The organism is Agromyces sp. GQ35 (assembly GCF_059758475.1).
This window is the reverse complement of the sequence record NZ_JCAXEO010000001.1, coordinates 2,487,005-2,505,382: the sequence shown is the minus strand read 5'-3', so window position 1 is coordinate 2,505,382 and position 18,378 is coordinate 2,487,005. Positions and strand designations below refer to the sequence as shown.

At 66.3% G+C, this 18,378-nt stretch carries 23 protein-coding genes; 4 read left to right on the top strand and 19 right to left on the bottom strand.

All coding sequences use genetic code 11. The features are described 5' to 3' along the window. Positions 1 to 34: 34 nt before the first annotated feature. From AC6CH0_RS11565 to AC6CH0_RS11540, 6 genes are read right to left on the bottom strand one after another with little or no spacing between them, the layout of a single operon-like run. Positions 35 to 325: a hypothetical protein gene (locus AC6CH0_RS11565; RefSeq protein WP_498100838.1), complete on the bottom strand. Its 291-nt coding sequence runs from the start codon at positions 323 to 325 to the stop codon at positions 35 to 37. A 3-nt stretch (positions 326 to 328) separates the two neighbouring features. Next, positions 329 to 727: a PPOX class F420-dependent oxidoreductase gene (locus AC6CH0_RS11560; protein WP_498100836.1), complete on the bottom strand. Its 399-nt coding sequence runs from the start codon at positions 725 to 727 to the stop codon at positions 329 to 331. Positions 728 to 780: 53 nt separating this feature from the next. After that, positions 781 to 1,179, bottom strand: a complete 399-nt coding sequence (locus AC6CH0_RS11555; protein WP_498100834.1) for a pilus assembly protein TadG-related protein — start codon at positions 1,177 to 1,179, stop codon at positions 781 to 783. 47 nt (positions 1,180 to 1,226) lie between these two features. After that, on the bottom strand, positions 1,227 to 1,679 hold the full coding sequence (locus AC6CH0_RS11550) for a hypothetical protein (protein ID WP_498100832.1): 453 nt from the start codon (positions 1,677 to 1,679) through the stop codon (positions 1,227 to 1,229). Further along, positions 1,654 to 2,031, bottom strand: coding sequence for a TadE/TadG family type IV pilus assembly protein (locus AC6CH0_RS11545; RefSeq protein ID WP_498100830.1), 378 nt, complete (start codon positions 2,029 to 2,031; stop codon positions 1,654 to 1,656). Before AC6CH0_RS11545 ends, AC6CH0_RS11550 begins: the two co-directional genes overlap by 26 nt. A gap of 35 nt (positions 2,032 to 2,066) precedes the next feature. Beyond that, entirely contained in the window at positions 2,067 to 2,237 is a 171-nt protein-coding gene (locus AC6CH0_RS11540) for a hypothetical protein (RefSeq protein ID WP_498100828.1), read from the bottom strand. A 158-nt stretch (positions 2,238 to 2,395) separates the two neighbouring features. On the opposite strand from AC6CH0_RS11540, the gene AC6CH0_RS11535 reads away from it, so the two are divergent. After that, complete coding sequence (locus tag AC6CH0_RS11535) at positions 2,396 to 3,769, top strand: recombinase family protein (RefSeq protein WP_498100826.1); 1,374 nt, start codon at positions 2,396 to 2,398, stop codon at positions 3,767 to 3,769. A gap of 50 nt (positions 3,770 to 3,819) precedes the next feature. Further along, entirely contained in the window at positions 3,820 to 5,085 is a 1,266-nt protein-coding gene (locus AC6CH0_RS11530) for an AlbA family DNA-binding domain-containing protein (RefSeq protein ID WP_498100824.1), read from the top strand. Positions 5,086 to 5,205: 120 nt separating this feature from the next. Here the strand turns inward: AC6CH0_RS11530 and AC6CH0_RS11525 are convergent, their stop codons facing one another. The 3 genes from AC6CH0_RS11525 to AC6CH0_RS11515 form a co-directional block, all read right to left on the bottom strand. Continuing rightward, positions 5,206 to 6,345, bottom strand: coding sequence for a YaaC family protein (locus AC6CH0_RS11525; RefSeq protein WP_498100822.1), 1,140 nt, complete (start codon positions 6,343 to 6,345; stop codon positions 5,206 to 5,208). A 43-nt stretch (positions 6,346 to 6,388) separates the two neighbouring features. Next, positions 6,389 to 7,129 (bottom strand): HNH endonuclease, encoded by a 741-nt coding sequence (locus tag AC6CH0_RS11520; RefSeq protein ID WP_498100820.1) that lies wholly within the window; start codon positions 7,127 to 7,129, stop codon positions 6,389 to 6,391. Between the two features lie 69 nt (positions 7,130 to 7,198). Then, positions 7,199 to 7,675: a very short patch repair endonuclease gene (locus tag AC6CH0_RS11515; RefSeq protein WP_498100818.1), complete on the bottom strand. Its 477-nt coding sequence runs from the start codon at positions 7,673 to 7,675 to the stop codon at positions 7,199 to 7,201. Positions 7,676 to 7,764: 89 nt separating this feature from the next. On the opposite strand from AC6CH0_RS11515, the gene AC6CH0_RS11510 reads away from it, so the two are divergent. Continuing rightward, on the top strand, positions 7,765 to 9,015 hold the full coding sequence (locus AC6CH0_RS11510) for a DNA cytosine methyltransferase (RefSeq protein ID WP_498100816.1): 1,251 nt from the start codon (positions 7,765 to 7,767) through the stop codon (positions 9,013 to 9,015). Continuing rightward, positions 9,015 to 9,749, top strand: a complete 735-nt coding sequence (locus AC6CH0_RS11505; protein ID WP_498100814.1) for a hypothetical protein — start codon at positions 9,015 to 9,017, stop codon at positions 9,747 to 9,749. Before AC6CH0_RS11510 ends, AC6CH0_RS11505 begins: the two co-directional genes overlap by 1 nt. Here the strand turns inward: AC6CH0_RS11505 and AC6CH0_RS11500 are convergent. The 10 genes from AC6CH0_RS11500 to AC6CH0_RS11455 form a co-directional block, all read right to left on the bottom strand. Next, positions 9,746 to 10,399: a recombinase family protein gene (locus tag AC6CH0_RS11500; RefSeq protein ID WP_498100812.1), complete on the bottom strand. Its 654-nt coding sequence runs from the start codon at positions 10,397 to 10,399 to the stop codon at positions 9,746 to 9,748. The two genes, AC6CH0_RS11505 and AC6CH0_RS11500, sit on opposite strands and share 4 nt — an antisense overlap. A 73-nt stretch (positions 10,400 to 10,472) precedes the next feature. Continuing rightward, positions 10,473 to 10,745, bottom strand: a complete 273-nt coding sequence (locus AC6CH0_RS11495) for a hypothetical protein (protein ID WP_498100811.1) — start codon at positions 10,743 to 10,745, stop codon at positions 10,473 to 10,475. Positions 10,746 to 11,022: 277 nt separating this feature from the next. Then, positions 11,023 to 11,595, bottom strand: a complete 573-nt coding sequence (locus AC6CH0_RS11490) for a hypothetical protein (protein ID WP_498100809.1) — start codon at positions 11,593 to 11,595, stop codon at positions 11,023 to 11,025. Between the two features lie 64 nt (positions 11,596 to 11,659). Continuing rightward, positions 11,660 to 11,896 (bottom strand): WhiB family transcriptional regulator, encoded by a 237-nt coding sequence (locus AC6CH0_RS11485; RefSeq protein WP_498100807.1) that lies wholly within the window; start codon positions 11,894 to 11,896, stop codon positions 11,660 to 11,662. Positions 11,897 to 12,167: 271 nt separating this feature from the next. Then, positions 12,168 to 13,268 (bottom strand): AAA family ATPase, encoded by a 1,101-nt coding sequence (locus AC6CH0_RS11480; protein ID WP_498100805.1) that lies wholly within the window; start codon positions 13,266 to 13,268, stop codon positions 12,168 to 12,170. Next, the gene (locus AC6CH0_RS11475; RefSeq protein ID WP_498100804.1) at positions 13,265 to 13,993 is read right to left on the bottom strand and encodes a bifunctional DNA primase/polymerase; all 729 of its coding nucleotides are present in this window, start codon (positions 13,991 to 13,993) and stop codon (positions 13,265 to 13,267) included. Before AC6CH0_RS11475 ends, AC6CH0_RS11480 begins: the two co-directional genes overlap by 4 nt. Beyond that, the gene (locus AC6CH0_RS11470; protein ID WP_498100802.1) at positions 13,990 to 14,373 is read right to left on the bottom strand and encodes a hypothetical protein; all 384 of its coding nucleotides are present in this window, start codon (positions 14,371 to 14,373) and stop codon (positions 13,990 to 13,992) included. Before AC6CH0_RS11470 ends, AC6CH0_RS11475 begins: the two co-directional genes overlap by 4 nt. A 617-nt stretch (positions 14,374 to 14,990) precedes the next feature. Then, complete coding sequence (locus tag AC6CH0_RS11465; RefSeq protein ID WP_498100800.1) at positions 14,991 to 16,118, bottom strand: type II secretion system F family protein; 1,128 nt, start codon at positions 16,116 to 16,118, stop codon at positions 14,991 to 14,993. Positions 16,119 to 16,141: 23 nt separating this feature from the next. Then, positions 16,142 to 16,999, bottom strand: a complete 858-nt coding sequence (locus AC6CH0_RS11460) for a type II secretion system F family protein (RefSeq protein WP_498100798.1) — start codon at positions 16,997 to 16,999, stop codon at positions 16,142 to 16,144. After that, positions 16,996 to 18,228: a TadA family conjugal transfer-associated ATPase gene (locus AC6CH0_RS11455; RefSeq protein ID WP_498100796.1), complete on the bottom strand. Its 1,233-nt coding sequence runs from the start codon at positions 18,226 to 18,228 to the stop codon at positions 16,996 to 16,998. The genes AC6CH0_RS11460 and AC6CH0_RS11455 overlap by 4 nt, the downstream gene beginning before the upstream one ends. Positions 18,229 to 18,378 lie beyond the last annotated feature (150 nt).

Here is an 18,378-nt window from a genome sequence, read left to right as displayed (position 1 = left end):
CACTCCGTGCACACCGTCGCGCGGCGTGGCCGGCTCAGCCGGTGGTGGTCAGCGACAGCACGACGAGGATGAGCTGCGAGACGAGCACGAAGCCGCCGACCACGACGGCACCGATCCAGAGCCAGCCGGCGACGAGCGTGGGGTCGTTCTTCGTCTCGCGCCGCGCGCGGAGGCCGAGCACGACACCCAGTGCCGATAACGGCAGCGATGCGATCGCCGGCGTGAAGAGTGCGACCGCGACGATCGCGACGGCGATGATGGCCGTCCACGCGTATCGCCGGCCGTCGGCCCGCGACGGACTTCGAGGTGACCTGTCTTCACTCATGGCTCAGCGTCCGTTGACCTTCGCGATGCGCATCACGAGGATGACCCGGTCGGCCTTGTCGGCGGGCGCCTGTTCGTGCGGGTTGCCGTAGCGCTGCCCGAGGTGCACGTAGAAGGCACCTTCGGGGTCGGGGATCACCTCGGCGAGCGCGCCGCGCACCTCGACGTACTTGAGCGGGTTCTCGGGGTCGGTCATCTCGAGGGTCATGCGCGGGTCGGCCTGCAGGTTGCGGAACTTCGCGCGCTTCGAGGTGTGCGTGAACCGGATCGTCTGCGTCTCGGCGTCGAACTCGAACCACATCGGGTTCACCTGCACCTCGCCGTTCGGGCGCACGGTGCCGAGGTGGGCGAACACCGGTGCAGAGAGGATGCGGGTGAAGTGGTCTGAGATCTCGACGGTCATGCCTCCAGTCAATCGCACCCCGCGCGCTCGACGGAACCCGGCCGTGCGCGGCATCAGTGGAACACCGATCGCGCGGTCGCGGTCACTTCGATCGGCACCGACACCGGCAGGAACTCGGTGTGGATCGGCGCGTACCAGACGGCACGCAACGTGACGGTCGCGCTCTGGCCGTCGTCGGATGCCGCGCGAACGAGCGCGACGTCGCGGAGGCTGTGCACGGCGTCTCCGAGGTAGGTGCCGGCCGCCGTGCCGACTTCGGCCGAGTCGAGTGCGAGCGAGAGGTGATCACCGTCGAGTTGCACGGCGTCGAGGCTCCAGGCTTCGGCCGCGGCGAGCGCGGCGCCGTCGGCGAGAGTGAAGAGCCGCTTGCGCTCCAGGTAGAGCGACGTCGCCGAGACGACCACGAGTACGAGTGAGATGCCGAGCACGCAGTAGAAGATCGTGAGAAGCATCGTCGACCCTTGCTCCTCACGGTCGAGGCGGGCTCGCAACCGGGCGATCATCGGCTGCTCGCGGCGGTGAATCTCGACACCGTCTGCGTTGCGCTCGCCTCGAGCGGCACGCTCGTCGCACGATCGAGGGAGAGGAACTCGGGAACGAGCGGCAGCGACACCCTCGCGGCGACCGTGACCCGCACGCGCTCTTCAGCAGCGAGGCAATCGCCTGACGGCGTGCACGAGACGACGACGGATGCCGCGTCGGCATCCAGGCCGTAGTCGTCGAGGGTCACTCGCACGGCCCGTTCGACCGCGGCATCCGCAGCGCCGGCATCGATCGCCAGCACCGCGACGCGAGCAGCCTGGCGGGCCGCCCCCTCCACCGCGAGCGCGCCGCCCTGGATCGAGGACATCGCGAGTACGAGGTAGACGAGCGGCACCAACAGGATGATGCCGACCGTCAAGAACTCGAGCGAGGCCGATCCCGTTTCAATCGACCATCTCGAGCGCCGCATGCCCCGTCACCTCCAGCGTTCGTTCGAGGCCAAGGAGGCCGATGACGGGAAGCGGCGCACGCACTGTGACCGAGACCGTCGGGACACCGCCGACGGATCCGAGTCCAGCGACGATATCGTCGGCATACTCTGCGGCGATGGCCGCGTCGATCAACTCCCGGGTACGGGCGACGCCAGCCATCTCGCTCGACCCGGCGAGGGACGCGTACCGCGCACCTTCTGCGGCTGCGTCGAGCACGGTATTGCGCACGTGCAGCGCGAGTGCCAGCTGCACCACGGCCAGTGCGAGCACCGTGAGCAGGATGCCCACCATGGTGAACTCGGCGACGGTCGAGCCGCGCTCGTCCCGCACGAGCGCACCGGTGCGCGCCAGCAGCGTCGGAAGACTCAGACGCCGCCCAGTACCCGGCTGATCGCCTGGTCGAAGACGCCCGACAGCGCCGGGCCCGCGAGCCCCCAGATGACGATCACGAGTCCCGCGGTCATGAGCGTGATCAGCACCCAACCGGGTACGTCGCCGCGCTCGTTGCCGAGGCGTGCCTGAATCCAATGACGCATGGGAGTTCCCTTCTTCGGTGCGCGGAGTCGCGCGGTCGGTGGCGAGGGCCATCAGAACCCCGCTTGCAGCACGAGGTAGCCGGGGAACAGTGCGAACGCGATGGTCACCGGCAGAATCAGGAAGATCAGCGGCACCAGCATGGCGCTAAGGTACCTTCATGGATTGCGTCATCTACACCCGCGTCAGCCTCGACCGCACCGGCGAGGCGCTGGCCGTTGCGCGCCAGGAGAAGGAATGCCGCGCCCTGGCGAAGAAGCTAGGGCTGCGCGTGGTGAAGGTCTACTCCGACAACGACATCAGCGCCACGAGCGGCAAGGTGCGCCCCGGCTTTGAGGCCATGCTGGACGCTCAGCCCACGGCCATCATCGCGTGGCATCAGGATCGCCTGCTGCGCCTGACCCGAGACCTGGAACGGGTCATCGCGCTGAATGTGCCCGTGTACACCGTGACGGCGGGCACTCTTGACCTGACCACACCGGCAGGGCGTGCGGTGGCGCGCACCGTGGCCGCATGGAGCCAGTACGAGGGCGAGCAGAAGGCCACACGTCAGGTCGCCGCGAACGTGCAGCGGGCAGTGAACGGAGTCCACAGCGGTCGTGCAGGCTACGGCTACCGGCGCGAGGGCGCTGCTGTCGTGCTGGACCCCGATGAGGCCGCGACCATCCGGGGCGCAGTGCAGCGTGTGCTCGATGGTGAGTCGCTGCGGGCGATCTGCAAGGACTTGGACGCTCAGCAGACACCGACCCCAGGGCGGGGCGCGCGCTGGAACTCGACCACGCTGAAGCAGTTGCTGCTACGGCCTAGCTTGGCCGGGTTGACTGTCCACAGGGGCCAGGTCGTAGGCCGCGCCCCTGCCGACTCCCCTCGCGTCATCGACGAGGACACTCACGAACGGATCAAGGCCGTGCTGACTGACCCTGTTCGCCGCACTGCACCGGCAGGCCGCGCGCCCAAGTACCTGCTCGGGGGCATCGCCAGGTGTGGCCGGTGCGGTGGCGTGATGGTGCGCGCGGTGGGCCGCATGACACGCCAGGCCAACGGCAACGCGAAGCGTCAGCCACCGAGCTACGTATGCAGCGAGTGCTACCGCGTGCGCCGCAAACAAGACCTCGTGGACACGCTGGTAGAGGGCATCGTGGTGGGCCGGTTGCAGATGCCTGACGCCGCGCAGTTGTTTAGCCAGGGCGACCCTGCCGCACTGCAACAGGCACGTGACACGATCGACGCACTGGATGCCCGCCTGGCCAACGCTGCCGACATGTTCGCCACGGGTGACATTGACGCGGCGCAGTTGACACGCATCACCGAGCGGCTGCGGGCCGACCGTGCCCAGACTGCTGCTGCCCTTGACGCCGCGCTGCCCCCTGCCGTACCCGCCGAGCTGATCGGACCCAACGCGCGCCAGGTGTGGGATGGGCTGTCCATGGACGTCAAGCGCGCCGTGCTGGACACCCTCGTCACAGTGACGATCATGCCGCGCGGCAGCGGCATGGCGTTCGACCCGGACACGGTGGTGGTTACCTGGCGGTAGCAATTGTTACCGGCCATCCTGAACCGCAGGCTGCTCCGTAAGCTGGGCCCATGCTGCACACGCCTCTGCACCGAGCCCTCGGCGAGCGCCCGGGCCCCCTGACGGACCAGATGATCGACGACGCGGTCGCCCAAGGCATCGGTGAAGACGACGATCTCGACTGGAAGAAGCTGCTCCCGCCAGAGAAGGAGTTTCGCGACTCGGGCATCGTCAAAGATATTGCGGCGTTTGCGAACGCCGGTGGCGGGATCATCGTCTTTGGCGTGACGGAAACAAACAAGGGCGCAGACGGGCGACACGACGCGGGCGAGCTCACCGAAAGCTACGAACGCACCATCCGACAGTTGAGCATGGCGGCCATTACTCCCCCGGTATTCGGCGTCCAAGCTATCGCGATCCCCTCGACGACCGGGACTCGGGCAGTCGCGCTCGTGATCCCAGCGAGTCCGGATGGTCCACACCTGGTGTATCGAAACGACCAGTTCGGTGCGCCGCTGCGTACCGGCGCAGACACCCTGTGGATGAAGGAACGCCAACTGGAAGCCGCGTACCGATCACGCTTCGATGGAGCGCGCCGCGGCGAACAAGCGCTGCAACAGATCTACGATGACATGGCAGCGGCGGCTGGCACGAGTGAACGCGCCGTGCTCGTCGGCGCCGCTCGGCCTCGTGCTCGTGGTTCGCGACACGGCGAGCGAGAGACGGTGACGAGCATCCTCGATCGAGCGACGCTGCTGGCCCGCTGGTGGCATTCGGGGATCGAGAAGTACGGCCCGCTCGAAGACGTCGAACCGTATCGTCACCGTCCAACACTTGGCGGTCAGTACATACCCCCAACCAGTCCCGGCGACTACCGGGAAGCTCACGCAGTCGTCCTTGATGACGGCTCCTTGGGTCTGTCCTGGCGCGCCGGAGGGCATGAGCGCGACAAGTCAGGCAAGCATCACGAACCACATCAGGTCCCCACACTCGCGGTCGAAGCTTTCGCTGCCGCACTTGTGGCACTGATTCATGCCGTCTCCACTGACAGCCCGGCGGGCGATTACGACATCATCCTCGGCGTTGAGCTAGACGACCCCGCCGGTCCGCCGCCCGAGTTTCATGAGTCGAAAGCCGCCCCGCCGCACGGAGTACACCGATCGCTGAGCGGGCGATTCCGCCCCGTTCAAGCCACCGTCGATCCCTCGGCGGATGACGCCCGCTTCGTCCAAGCCGCCATCGACCTCGCGACCTCAGCTCTCAACCAGGTGGGAATCAGGAAGCCCACCACACTCGACACCATGCTCCCGCCACGTCCTCGAGAATGGGACTGGTGACCCGTACGCGAAACAACTCGATTGCGAGTCAGTTTGCTCGAAGGGTCCCCTTCAGGCACAGAGCGTCCTCCTGCCAGGGGCGGCGAGGGCTCGTTGCGATCCCCGCCGAAACCCCTCCGCTCAGACAATCTCCGGCCTGGAGACATCCTGCTCTCTGGCCTCAGACGCGAGGTAGTAGAGCAGTTGTGCGGGCTGCGTCTCGATGAACTCTTCAAAGAAGGGTCCGTACGGACCTGCCAGGATCTCCAGTAGGTCGACGGGTTGGTACCTCGTCAACGTGCCCAGCCAGAAGAAGAGCGCGTACACGCTCATCCACTGCGGCATCCGTTGTTCGGTCGGCGGAGAGAGGTAGATGTAGAAGCGCCTGAAGGGCGACGTGGAGGTGATCGTCTGCCACGTGCTGCCACGCAGAGTACGAACACTGTTCATGACAACGTCGGACGCACGGTCGGTGTACGGGGTGGGAGTGATCTGCTCAAGTGCGTGCAGGCCGCGGGCTACCGCGTCTGGATCGCTCACCGCGCGAAAGGTGCTGGCGAGCGCTGACTCTCGAAGGGTCTCGGTCAGTGGTCGCCCATGGGATTGAAGGGTGTCACGCCGCACATACAGCTTCAGCCAGATCTCCCGTGCCGTTGTGTCCTCGCGCCATCGGATGTCGTCGAGCGCGAAGAACCTTTCCTTTCGCAGAGTTCCAGTTCCCGCACGCCACATTCGATGGCCCACAACGGACTGCGGCATGAGATCGGCAACTGGTACGTCCTTCCCTGCCATGCGACTGCCCTCGAGAGCTTCGTACAGCTCGCCAACGGCGCTCGGTTTTCCGCCGCCCGACGCTTGGAACACGACCTGGGCCGTGGTGGGTGAGTAACCGAATCGGTCAATCGGAGCGACGCCGTGCGTTACCTTGCCGACCATGTTCGGCCGACCCCGCGAGATGGAGATCGCCTTCCCGAGATTCAAAAACGCGTAGTAGTAGAGCAAGGGCCGCGTTTCCAATGCCCCCGCTCGCTCCGCCGCAGTGAAGTACTCCTTCGCTTGACGTACGAAGGAGAGCGCGCTCTTCGCTTCGGTATCTGGGAGCTTGCGCGCCGCGGCAGCGTCACGGACAGCGCCGCTGATGACAGCCCAGGGCTCGGCCGCATACAGCATCGAGTGCAGACCCCAGCGCCTGTTCGTTCGAAGCATCGGGAAATACGAGAACGGCAGCTCGCGCTTCTTAACGAGGAGCGGTTCGCCGGGGCGTTCGGGCGGTAGCGTCATGCGTCCAGCATGGCCGACTCGCCGCCCGAAGCGTCCGGGAGTTTCAGTCCTCTTCCGCGATCACCTGTTCCGCGAGTGCGTTCATCACGCGCTCACGCTCGTGATGAGGAAGTCGGCGCCACTTGATGAAGAGCTTCTCCTGGTCCGAGATAGACCGCTGGTTCTGCCGCATCCACAGGTACAGCTGACGCTTGTCCTTGCGGCTGCCCCGCGAGGCCTGAGTCAGAACCTCATCTGCGTCGGGCGGGTTATCAGTGTTGTCACGCGCCTCGTCATTGCAACGCTGGCACTCGGCGCGCAGGTTTGAATCGTCGTCTGTGCCGCCGCGCGCGATCGGAACGATGTGCCCGATCGTGAGAGTTGCGCGGCGTCCTGGGGCGTCGGCGAACTCCTCTCCGCCCGCAGTGAAGCACGACTGGCAGACGTGGCCGTCGCGGTCGAGGATTCGGCGGCGCTTCGCCCCGGTGACCGTCTTGCGCTGGAGATCGGGCTTCTCGCCGAGGTCCACCCGCGTTCCGATCGTGCGCAGCAGGTACTGATCGGGAGAGAGGTTCGGGTTGATCTTGTAGTTGTCGATGACCCAACCCATCGAGCGAAGGTCGCGCATTCGGCGGTCGGCCTGAGCCACACCTGGCACTGCCTCGAGCATGGCCAGCTTCGTGAACTTGCCACCCTCGCCCACGCTCGCGACATACGTCGCCACCTTCACAAGCGACGACTGTCGCGGTGCGTCTGTCATTGTTCGGCTCCATCCTGCACCGCGGCCCTCGCCGTGCATTGCCATGCTGACAGCCGAACTTCGCCGTGTCAAGCGCCGGACGTGCCGAACTGTCGCCGCACGCTGCCGCATGGTTCAACCAACTCGCCGAACCCGCCCCGGCGCGCCTAAACTTCCAATGTCGGGCACCCCAGTAGAATCGAAAATGTGTTCGAAAGCTCTAAGGGACTCCGCAGGAGGGACGTGCGCCCAGATTCGGACTACCGTCCAGCCGTCGGCTGTGAGGGCAGCGTTATCGCGGGCGTCACGCTCGCGGGTTCGCTGGAGCTTAGGACCCCAGTAGCCCTGATTGACCGCCGGCTCAGTGCCGTGCACCGGGCACGAGTGCCAGAAGCAGCCGTCGATAAACACCGCAATGCGTCGGCGCGTGAAGACCACATCTGGACGGGCGTATCCGCCCGTGACGGGCATCCGCATGTCCTTCCGGAATCTGTAGCCCGCACGATGGAGAGCCGACCGGAACGCGAGTTCCGGTTTGGTTTCGGAGCGGCGGATTGCGGCCATGTTCCGAGAGCGACCCGCGCTCGGCGGCGTCCCAAACTCATCGGTCATCGTGCGGCCGGTTTCCCTTCGAGAGAGGCAAGAATAGACATGCCCAACGCCCAGCCTTCCACTGGCCAACTGATTCTGGAGCACTGAGGATGAGCAACCTGACATCGGTCGAGATCTGCGCTGGGGCAGGCGGTCAGGCGCTCGGGCTGCACCGAGCGGGCTTCGAGGCTGTTCTCGCAGTGGAACTGGACCCGACAGCAGCTGAAACGCTGCGCTTGAACAGCGGAGGCCGGGTAGAGGTTGGCGACGTTGCCGACCCTGATGTCTGGAGCCCTGCGGACTACGAAGGCGTGGACCTTTTCGCGGGTGGGGTGCCTTGCCCGCCGTTCTCGCTCGCAGGAAAGCAGCTGGGGCCCTCGGACGAGCGCGACCTATTCGCGTGGGCCATCGAGCAGGTTGCCGTAATCCAGCCGCGAGCGCTTCTCCTCGAGAATGTTCGCGGCCTCGCGGCTGCACGCTTCTCCGGCTATCGACAGCGCGTCCTCGACCGGCTGACCCAGCTTGGCTACGTTGCGGATTGGCGGCTGCTCCAGGCCTCCGACTTTGGACTGGCACAGCTCCGGCCCCGGTTCGTGCTGGTGGCGATGAAGCCTGAGGATGCGGTCTATTTCCGGTGGCCTGAGCCGGGGAAAAAGCAGGCGACGGTCGGCGAGGTCCTGCGCGACCTGATGGGCGCGAACGGATGGAAGCACGTCGACGAGTGGGTAGCTCTCGCCAACCGAATCGGCCCCACCATCGTCGGTGGGAGCAAGAAGCACGGCGGCGCTGACCTCGGGCCGACCCGCGCCAAGGCCGCATGGGCAGCGCTCGGTGTCGACGGCAAGGGCGTCGCGGACGAGGCACCCGGTCCGGACGCCCCGCCGCCGTCCGTAAAGCTTCCTCGGCTCACAGTCGAGATGGTTGCTCGGCTGCAAGGTTGGCGCGAGGACGACAACTGGCAATTCGCGGGCCGCAAGACCTCGCAGTACCGCCAGATCGGGAACGCCTTCCCTCCGCCCGTGGCTGAGGCAGTCGGCCGGGCTATTCGTGACGCCCTCGAACACAAGGGCGTTCCTCACGAGATTCCCGAGCTGAAGGCGGACGTGCACGATCCCGTGTACCGCGCTCTCGCGTCTACCAACGATTTTGTCGGCATCGAGCGACTGATCGAAGCACTCAACGAATACAGCGAAGCTTCTGTCGAACGTCGGCTGGCAGTTCTCGCTCAGGACTTCGAGTTGGAAGTGCGAACGACGCCGAAGGGCACTGCCTATCGCCTAGGCGAGTTCAAGGGATTCACCGGCCAGGAGGACCACGGTCGCCACGCTTACTTCGAAGCACACCGAAACAGGGTGAGCTAGTGACCTCTGAGGACTTCGTGGCGGGAGTGGACGCGCTTCTGCCGGTGCTGACCATATTGGCGACTGGTCTCGTTTCAATATTCGTGGCGTGGCTGACGGTGAAGTCGACTCGGAAGACCGAGCAGGCGAGGATCGAGGCAGACAAAGAGCGCGAAAATGCTCGGATCGCGCACGAGAAGTCGATATCCCAGAGCGAGATCGAACGGGCCGAAGCGGCCGCCCGCCAACAGCGGGCTGATGCAGAGGCTGCGGCGCAACGGGCGGCGGCTGAAGAGGAGGCGTCACGTGCCAAGGCCGTCGCCGAAGGGTTTTTCGGCGTGATCCTCTACATCGAGTCGCAGAATCCGGAGCAGGGAGATGACACGCGGTTCGAGAACTACTTCGCAGAGCGATGGCCCGCATTCGAAGTGGACCTCCGCCGAGCCATCGGCGCCCTAAAGGATGGCGAACTGAGGAATCGCCTGATCAACCTGCTGTCCGCCGTAACGGACACTGAGATCGCCTCGTATCACGGTTCGAGCCCCAAGGGCTGGGCGAGTTCGCTCTCTGACATCGCTGCCGACCTCGCGATGACCGCGTCTCGGATGGAGCAACCGGACGCGGAACTCCTCGAACGCTACGACAGATTCTTTGACTCTTTCACCGAGGTGTATAGCTACCGCGATGAGCAGTGGGAGATGCAACGGCAAGCGCGCCAGGACCAGCTTCGAGACATCGCGCAACAAGAGCGCTAGTCGGGCTCGATGGCACTCAGGCGCTTGTGGACCTTCGCGACGGTGTTCGCGGACCATGGCGCTCCAGTCGCAGTTGTGTGGCCTTCGGCGTTGAGCGCGTCGGCCGTGGCGGCGTGGGTGTACGTGGCTCGAAGAGACAGCAGGCGGTCGCCTGTGCTCTGCGGGAGTGCAGACACCCGGCCCATGTGCTTGCCTTGACGCTTGGCGGCTTGCATGGCGGCAGACGTGCGCTCGCCGATCACCTCTCGCTCCCACTCAGCGACGGACATCATGACGTTGGCGACGAGCTTGCCGGTCGGCGTGCTGGTGTCCACACCAAGGTCGATGGCCACGACAGCCCACTTGCGCGCAGTGGCGAGCTTCAAGATGCCCGAGAAGTCGTGCACACTGCGGCTCAGGCGGTCGAGCTTGGCAACGACGACACCGTCCACATCACGGCGCTTCGGAATCACGTGCAGTCGGGCGAGCGCGGCCTGCAACTGCGGGCGGTCGAGGGACTTGGCGCTGAGCCCTTCGTCCACGTACCAGATCACGTCCCAGCCGTGCGCATCGGCGTACCGCTGGATGGTGTCGCGCTGAGCCTCCAGGCCAAGTCCGCTGTGGGCCTGTTCCTCGGTGGACACCCGCAGGTAGCCGATCATGGTGGTCATAGCGCCCGCCCTCCTTCGTAGTTGGCGAACCCCCTGCCGCTGCGGTCGACAGGCAGCAGGGGGCTCAGGTCGTTCAGCGGGTGGCCTTGCGGGCGGGCGCTGCCTTGGTCTTCGCCGGGGTGGGCTTGGCGGCGGGCTTGGCCGCTGCAGTGGCAGCCTTCCGGCAGCCGTCGCAGAAGTCAGCGCCGTGGGTGTAGTAGGCCGCCGACTGCGTCGCGGAGTTGACGATGGTCTTGTGGTCCTCACAGAACGTGATCCACTTGCCGCCCTCGGGGTCAGCGCCGAACTCTTCAGCGGTGGCGACGGTGAGCTTCTCCCCGGTAGCGCGGATGGTGCGAGTGAACATGGTGTGCCTCCTTGGTTGAAGTGGTCGAACGTGTGTTCGAGTAACATGCACTATGCCTGAAGGGGACCCTTCAGGCAAACGCATTGTTCACTCCTGGCGCTTGACACTGCGCAATGTGCTGACTGCGCGGGCCTTGGGCTGGCCGGGTGCCGTGGTGCGTACCCGTCCGCGAGGGCCTCTGAGCGCTCGCTCTCGGACCTAACGGGGCAGGGTGGCCCCACACACGCCAGAGGCCCCCCAGCGCGTGCCAGGGAGCCTCTGAGTGGTTGCGGCAGAATCAGACGTTCGGTGCCGCGAAGGTGATGCTGTTGCTCATGTTGAACGCGGCCCCGCTGGTGTTCGCCTCGACGTAGGCCAGCGCCTCAGCGGACTCCGCCGTCTCCGGGAATGCAGCCTGGTAGGCCTCGGCCACGTCGAGCATCGCGGTGTTCCGGGCCAGGGTGCCGACTGCGTGGGCCATGGACTCGTCGCCGTTGGCAATGGCGTCGTTCAGCACATCCATCGCTTCACGCTTGTCGGCGATCTTGCGGGCACGGTCGGAGGCATCGCGGCGCAGGATGACGCTGTTGGCGTCGCTGGGCTGGTTCCCCCGAAGGTCCCGCTCGACCTTGTCACGCAGCCCCTTGATGAAGGTCGCCTGCTCATCCTTCAGCCCGGCGAGCTTGCTCCGGGTGGCCTGGTCGAGCGCTTCCAGGTTCTGCCTCTTGGCGAGGTCCGAGGACATCGGGTCGTCCTTGATCGCCTGGCGGGCGGAGCGGTGCGCTTCCTTGACGGCAGCGGCGCTTTCCTTGTAGTTGTTCAGCGCCGAGTTCAGCGAGTTCTGGACGGACAGTGCGGTGGTCTTGCTCATGATGGTGATTCCTTCTGTGTGTTGGTTGCCGGGTGGAACCGCCCGGTGCGGTGGTTGATGGGGGTCACTTGTTCCTCTTCGGGGAGTAGGAGCGACCTGCCCAGAAGCCGGAGTCGGCCTTAGCTGCCGTGGCGTATGCGCCGCAGAGGTCAGCGATGGGACAGCGCGCACAGATTGATGAGCACTCCGCCCGTTGCTCGTCGGTCCGAGAATCGGCGGTGTACAGGTCCAGGCCGCTGCACGGCGGGGTGTAGTCCTGCAGCGCTTTGTTCAGCGGCACCCACGCAGCATCAGGCGTCATGAGCGTCCTCCTGTGCGCTGCCATGAATCGCCGTACAGCCGTGGAAGGTGAGTCATGCCTCTGGCGGGATGTCGTCTTGGGTTGATGACATTTGCCTTTCCCCTGCTGGCTGTTATGCGCCCCGCATTTATGCGCGGCACTGCCAACTCAGAGAGATTGGCGTGGGGTACGCATAACCCCAGCGCATAACCCAAATCCCGCGTAATTACGCGGTTCTCTCTCTGCCGGCTGAAGGTTTTATGCGCCAAACCGGACCAGATCGGGCCGCGCATTACTTGTCCCCCCGGCGATAGCGCGCGGCCTTGTTGACGCCGTCCTGCACGACAATGTCCGCCGCGCGAAGCTGCGCGATGGTCGTCCTGTACCGGCTGTCCTTCCAGTCATCCGGCCCCGGCCACGCGGCCTTGAACTCGGCTGCCTTGTGCCACTCGCCGTCACTGAGCACGCTCATGACCGCGTCGCGGTACGGCCCCTCAGCAATCGCCTTCCGTGCCACCACCAGCGCGGGGCCGCTCTCGACCAGCCGGAAGTGATCCAGCGTCACCCGCTCGGCGTTCTTCTGCTTGCCGGGGCTCTTGGTGGAGAGCGCGAAGTAGCCCTTGCGGTCACCGTCGCCAGGCTTGAGCATGATGAGCGTGTCGAGGTTGCCTTCCAAGGCGCTGGCACCGCGGATGCCGCCGGACTTGTTCGTGTGGTGAACGAGGATCACGGTGCTGCCGGGACGGGCCTTCCGAATGCGCAGCGCAGCGCGTACCACGGCAGCCATCTGAGCGTTGTCGTTCTCGTTCTCGATGCCGCCAAGCTGGCTCAGGGTGTCGATGCAGATCACGTCGAACTCTTCGTCAGCGACGATGGTGCACAGCTCATCTACGGCACCCGGGTCCGAGAGGTTGAACCCCTCTTCGATGACCTGGAAGTCCTCATCGTCTACGGCGGTCATGTGGTACTGCGCCCACGCATCCACCCGATCCGCGAAGAACTCGACACCCTCACCCGGCAGGTACAGCACCCGCCCCGGGATCACCTTGTGCTCGTGCCAGTCGGTGTCCGTGGCGATGCTCGCGAGCATGTCAGTGACGACGAACGTCTTGCCCTCATTTGTCGGGCCGACGACGCCAACGAGAGTGCTCTGCGCCACCATGCCCTCGATCCACCACTCAGGCTTCGGACGACTGCGCAGCTCGCTAAGGGTGATGACGTTCAGCCGGGGGCGGTCGGCATCCTGCTCCGCCTGCCGCTGCTGCTCGAACCGGTCCTTGGCGATCTGCTTGATGTAGAGCCGGTCGAACTCATCCCTGACGTCGGCCTCTAGCATCTCCTCGGGCGACGGCTCCCTCACGATCTTCTTCGTGGGCATCTTCGGGGCGGTCACGCGCGCTGCTCCTTACCGGCCGACTCGACTACGCGGCGCGCCTCGCTCGGGTCGATGCCGATGTCCTCGGCGGCGTCAATAAGGCGCTCCAACCCGCGCTCTCTTGCGCCCGCTTCGTGAGCACGCCGCGCCGCCCAGTGCAGACCGTCGTGACGCTCACCCGGCTGCAAGGTGCGAACCCACGTAGCGAGTGCGACCGGGTCGGTGGCCTTCGGGTTGCGGCGGGTGATCCGGGTGCGAGGCAGCATCAACGCGGCAACCTGACGGGGCAGGCGGACAGCCTCGCGGTAGACCCATCGGTACGGCTTGCCGGTGTCCGGATGCACGCTCGGCGGCATCACCATGTAGCCATTGATCTTCAGGTCGATACCCGCGGGGATGTTGCCCCTGTACGGCTGCCTGAACGGACGGAGGAAGTACAGGTGTCGCCCGCCGTCACGCCGACCGCTGGTCACTTCCAGCGTCGGCGGCAGCTCCACCCCGGCGCGCTGCTCCAGGGCTTCGAGTGTTCCGCCGTTGCGGGGGTCCAGATCGAGCACGAGCAAGTTGTCAGGCACCGGGGAGCCGATGTTCCAGTTGCCGGTGTCCCACCAGCGACGGATGGTGCGGGCGTCAGTGCTGGCGTCCAGGTGGCCGTGAGGGGTGATGGGCTTCTTGCCGTCGAGCGGGAGCACCGCCCACCCGGCTTCGGCGAGTTCCAGCGCGGCGCGCAGCATGCGGCTCATCGGGTCACTCCCAGCGGCAGGCGCAGCAGACGCGGGTCGGTGGGGAGCCAGTAGAACACCCCGTGGCACTCGTGATCGTTCAGGTGCCCGTCCACGTCGCGGGTGTACCAGTCGTGGTCACGTCCGAAGAGGGACTGAAGACCCCATGCAAGCTCTTCTGGGGAGTAATACCCAACGACCTCCCACGCGGGCTGAGCACCCCAGTCGCCATGCACGTGGATGTAACCCCACGGGTGCGGAATGCGGGGGGCGACGTGAGCGTGCTCGGCGAAGGGCCGGAACCATTCGAGCAGCGGGCCTGACCTGAGCTCGCGCATCACCTCGGAGCGCGAAAGGAACGTCTTGCCGGGGAGGTCGACCTGGACCAACGGGGCACTCATCGCCGGCCCCCTGTTCGCAGCAGGCCGGTCAGGCGCTTAACCTGAGTAGCGGTGAGTGGCGGCGCAACGGCAAGCGCGCGCTCGATGGCCTCAGCGATCTTGGCTTCTGCCAGGTTGCGGCGGGCGGTGACTTCCCTCTCGGAATCACCGACTCGCACTGCGACAGCGACGTGGGCCGTCGCCTGGTGTGGCGTCATGGACACGGGCACCCCTCAGGGATCACATGCAGCCCGAAAGCTGCGAAAGATCCCCCGCTGAGGGGTTACGGCGGATTGCCGGTTTCGAGTAGGTATGCCTTGATTACGCGCCGCCTACAGGCGCTGTTCAGTTGTTAGTGCGATCGGGAGTACGAGTGTACGACTCGCGTCTTGCCGGCGAGCCTAGCGGATTCGAGCTCGGGGATGAGCATGTCCCAGGTGAGTTCGGGCGTGCGCCCGCATTTGCCGCAGCGCTCCTTGAACCTCGCACCGGGTGCGTTGCTTGCCCACTCGTGAGCATCCGGAAGGTGTCGGGCGTCGGCTGCGTCGTCAAACCGCTCGACACGACGCCACCCGGTAGCCGTGCCATGCTCGAACGTGGCCATAGTCATCCGCGGGTGCCGGTCTGTCCCGGTGCCCTCACATGCGTACTTGACAGCGAATGCCATGTGCACTATTATGCCCCCCGCGCCACCACAGGCCAAGGCTGGCAGGAAAACCCCAGGTCAGAGGGCGGGTTGCGCCTGGCAGACGCGGGCCAGCACGCCCAGCGCCCCGCTGCCGCGTTGGGCTGCCAGGGTAGTACGTGTGCCTAGGCGGGCGCTGCTGGGCCTCCCAGCTAGCGCTCAGAGCCGCTCGCACCGACCCCCGAGCGCCAGGCACGCCCAGCCCCGCCATGCGACAAAGGTACCTTTCCGCAATTGTCTTGGGCACGAGCATGGCGATCTCCTTGCGCCCGGCGAGCTCGATGATCGTGCGCTTGGCTTCTTCACGCGCGTCGCCGGCCTGCGATCGCAGCACCGCCGCAAGCGGCGCACCGCGATCGAGTGCACCGAGAATCTGGTCGAGCGCGCGGGAGAGAGCAGGGTGCTCGAGATCGTCGCGGAGCTGGGCCAGCGCCTGTCCCAGCGGAACTCCTGTGCCGACCGCCCCAACGACCCCGGCGAATTCTCGTGGGAGCTCCCCTGATGCCGAACCGACGCCCGCCAGCCGTCGGATTGCGTCGAGCATGCCCTCACCGGCGGTGAGGCTCAGGGTGAGGAATTCGAGTACGGTCGGCAGCTCCGCCGAAATGCGCGCGAGCCGCCGGCTGGCGGCCCGCTGCAGGAACCAGTCGCGCACCACAACACCGAGTGCTGCAGCGAGAAACGGCATCGCGAGGCGTGCGACCGCCGGCATCGAGCTGAACGCCGGCGAGGTCAGGGCGAGTGCTGACGCGATGACGAATCCGCCCGCGCCCCACGCCAGTTGCTCACCGCGGAATCGCTCGACTGACGATGTGGAACCGGATTGCCGCAGGCGCCTGGCGATCGTGTCGGCGCCTCCGAGCCACTCGGACGCGAGGGTGCGAAGGCTGCGGGCGGCCGGCCCCACGAGGAAGCCCAGCACCGGCGTCGGATCTGCCGGTCGACGCGCGAGCAGGGTGCGCGCCTCGGCCGAGATGTCGGCGACGTACGGCGCCACGCGGTCGATCAGGCGCGCCCGACCCACACGGGGCACGCTCGACATGATCAGCCACAGCCCGAGTCCGAGCACCGCGCCGAGCACGAGCGAGAGCGCTGCGGCGCCGTTCACTGGAACCATCGTCGCTCCTCGGGCAGCCGGCCGAGGGCGACCATCGCCTGATACGCCACGATGGTCACCGCCACCCCGGCGATGATCAGTGCGGCACCCGCGGACGAGTCGTAGGCGGCGATGGTCTCGGGTCGCGAAGCGAGCACCACCAGCAGCAGCCATGGCGCGGCGACCCCGAGGCGTGCTGCATTGCGAATCCAGGACTGCCTGGCGACGACCTCGGCCCGGAGAGCTGCGTCTTCGCGGAGGTACCCCGCCAACCCGCGGAGCACCGCCGTCACGTCGCTGCCACCGACCTCGCGGGCCATGCGCAACGTTTCGAGGATTCGATCTGCCACTGGGTCGGCGAGCGCACTCTTGAGCCGGTCGAGGCATGCCCCGAAGTTGCCGGTGCGCTGGTACTCGTCACCGAACGATGCGAACGCAGCCCGGGTCGATGCGGGACCGAGGTCGGCGAGTGCACCGAGGCTGTCGGGCAGTGACATCCCGGCGCGTACGGAAGCCACGAGATGATCGACGACATCGGGCCATACCGCCCGGTTGACCGCCCGGCGGCGAGTGGCGCGCGCTCGAACGAGGAGCGGCACGAGCGCGGCGCCGAGTATCGATGCGACGACGGTGAGCACTGGCACGTCGAACACCGCCTGCGCGATGGCACCGGTCACGAGGCTCAGCACGGCGACGATGACCACGATCACCGCAGTCGGAACGCCGCCGAGCCCGGCGAGCGTGAGTTCATCGCGAAGCCGACTGCTACCCCGGGCATCAGCGCGTGGATGTTTCGCCGGCCACAAGAACGGCGAGACGGTGAGGAGCACGCCGAGTCCCAGCAGTGCGCCGAGTGCGAGACTCATCGGGGCGCCGCCGCGAGCACGAGATCGGGTTCGAGCCCGACTGCGCGGTACTTCTCGAGTCGCGCGGGCATCGAGCCTGTGGCGACGAGCTCTCGGCCGCGAGTGACGAAGATCGCCTCGGTGTCGACGGCTGCACCGCTGCATCCGCCGGTCGGCGCGCTGATCTCGGCGACTCTTCGGGTGCCATCGCGATCGATGGCGAGGTGCACGACGAGATCGATGCAACTCGCCACGGTCGGCACGACGAACGCCGAGTCGATGTTGCGTCCGGCGAGGAGCGGCAGGGTGCAGAGCTTCGCAAGCGCGTCGCGCGCCGAGTTGGCGTGAATCGTGCACATGCCCGGCAGCCCCGAGTTCAGCGCGATCAGCAGGTCGAGGCTTTCGGCTTCGCGCACCTCGCCGACGATGAGGCGGTCGGGTCGCATGCGGAGAGCCTCTTTGATGAGACGTCGCAGTGTGATCTCGCCTGTGCCCTCGAGGCTCGGCTGGCGGCACTGCAGCGCCACGAGGTCGCGCGCGTCGAGGTCGAGTTCGAAGGTCTCCTCGACGGTCACGACCCGATCGCCGGTGCGGGCACCCGACATGAGCGCGTTGAGCATCGTGGTCTTGCCCGTGTGCGTCGCCCCGGAAACGAGGATGTTCGCCCCCGCGAGCACGCTCATCCGCAGGAACTCCGACGCGTGAGGGGTGATCGAGCCGAGTTCGATGAGCTGCGTGAGCGAACGGATTCGTCGTTGGAACTTGCGGATGTTGACCGACCAGTGCGACCGGGCCACATCGGGAATCGCCACATGGAGCCGCGAGCCGTCGGGGAGCGACGCGTCGACGAAGGGAGACGAGAGGTCGACGCGTCGGCCCGAGTGCTGCAGCATGCGCTCGACGAGTTCGCGCACCTCGCGGTCGGAGAGCACGACCGTCGTCAGCTCGGACACCCCGTGCCGGGCGACGAATACCTTGGTGGGGGCGTTGATCCAGATCTCCTCGACCTCTGGATCGTCGAAATACGGCTGCAGCTGCCCGTAGCCGGTGATCGAGGCGACGACGTCGCGAGTGGTGCCGTGTTCGTCGCCGAGTCCTGCATGCGCGCCGCCGAGCGCCCGCTCACTGTAGCGACGCACCTCTTCGTGCGCATAGCGGGCGGCGGCCGACTCGTCGCGTGTGAGATCGACCCCGTCGCGCAACACTCGGGTGCGCACGCGATCGGCGATGGTGCGCACGGGGTCGGTCATGGCATCCATCATGCGGTGCAGCGGATGACGCACTCCGAAGTTATCCACAAGACCCATTGCAGCCCGCTCCGAACGGCAGCGTGTCGATCGCGGCATCCGCCCGGCCGCTTCGCGGGCGCGCCCCGCGCAGCACCTAAACTGATCGGGCAC